Consider the following 1,269-nt stretch of genomic DNA (forward strand, 5'->3'; position numbering starts at 1 on the left):
ATGTCAAAGATAAAGATAGGTATTTCCTTTTAAAAAAAGAGGAATGTCCCGGTTTAAGATTCCCTTCCATTATTGATCTCAAATATGTTTATAAATGTGAGCGTTACAATTCTGCTCCAATAACTTTTGTTCCAGACTTTTTAAATGATCAGATTTTGGACAAGTTCTTAAAGTATGAATACTTAATCAAAGATGACGATTGCGAAGAATTTATGCAATTAATATCTTAAGAGTTTAAAAGAGCCTAGCTTTATCGCTAGGCTCTTTTAAATATTATTGCAAGGTGGTACATTTCATAAGTCATTTTAATATCACCTCTATATCATTCTATCAAAATTTAAAGACTAAATTCATCTATTGCTCTATCAATGACTTCTTGGTTAATACCTATATACCTGAGTGTAATTGATGGGGCTGAATGATTAAATATATCTTGTAACAGTGCTACATCTTTGGTTCTTTTATAAAAGTGATAGCCAAATGTCTTTCTAAGTGTATGAGTACCTATTTCACTAACACCTGCCTTTTGTGCTGCTTCGTTTAATATTTTGTATGCTTGTACACGTTTTATCGGCTGATTAGACCTTTTAGACTTAAATAAATAGTCCTGATCACTCATGTTTGCTATATATTCACTTATATGATCATTCAGGTCATTATTAATTCTGAAACGTTTCATTTTGCCTGTTTTCTGCTCCTGTATTGTTATATGTGTTTTATTTTTCACATCTTCTACTTTCAGGCTTAACAAGTCACTTATTCTCAAACCTGTATTAATCCCCATCACAAACATAAACCAATCTCTGTATGATTGTTTAAGCAAAATGCTTTTCATTTTCTCAATCATTTCTGGATCTCTAATTGGTTGCACTTCATTCACCTTGATCACTCCAACTTATTATGACATCACCATATCTACCTTTTAGCTTACAAATGTATTTAGAGCCATGCTCATACCAACCAGTACTACAACTATGTAGTTGTTTATTAGGAAACATTGCACTAACATAATCTATTTAACTTTCATAACCACGATCATTAACAACCTCATAAGCTTCTTTATAACTCATTGTCAGATCCATTTAACCACCTCGTTTTATATCCATTGAGTTTCTTCCTAATATATAGACGAATACAATAAGTTTATTAAATACTGAAAAAGAAACAGCATTTATACAAAAATGCTGTTATATCAAGGTTTGTGGCTTGTTTGCCTATGAAACATATTATTTATTTTGTTTCATAAACCTTCTTTATTGAATTCTAGTA

At 30.6% G+C, this 1,269-nt stretch carries 2 protein-coding genes; one reads left to right on the forward strand and one right to left on the reverse strand.

Translation table 11 applies throughout. The features are described 5' to 3' along the window. The coding region (locus tag A194_RS20890) for a hypothetical protein (protein WP_040403319.1) at positions 1-230 on the forward strand (230 nt) is incomplete at its 5' end. Positions 231-337: 107 nt separating this feature from the next. On the opposite strand, the gene A194_RS0116315 is transcribed toward A194_RS20890, so the two are convergent. After that, a complete protein-coding gene (locus tag A194_RS0116315; RefSeq protein WP_017187839.1) occupies positions 338-880 on the reverse strand; it encodes a site-specific integrase in 543 nt (180 codons plus the stop codon). Positions 881-1,269 lie beyond the last annotated feature (389 nt).

The organism is Alkalibacillus haloalkaliphilus C5, from assembly GCF_000269905.1.
GTDB classification, from domain to species: domain Bacteria; phylum Bacillota; class Bacilli; order Bacillales; family Alkalibacillaceae; genus Alkalibacillus; species Alkalibacillus haloalkaliphilus_A.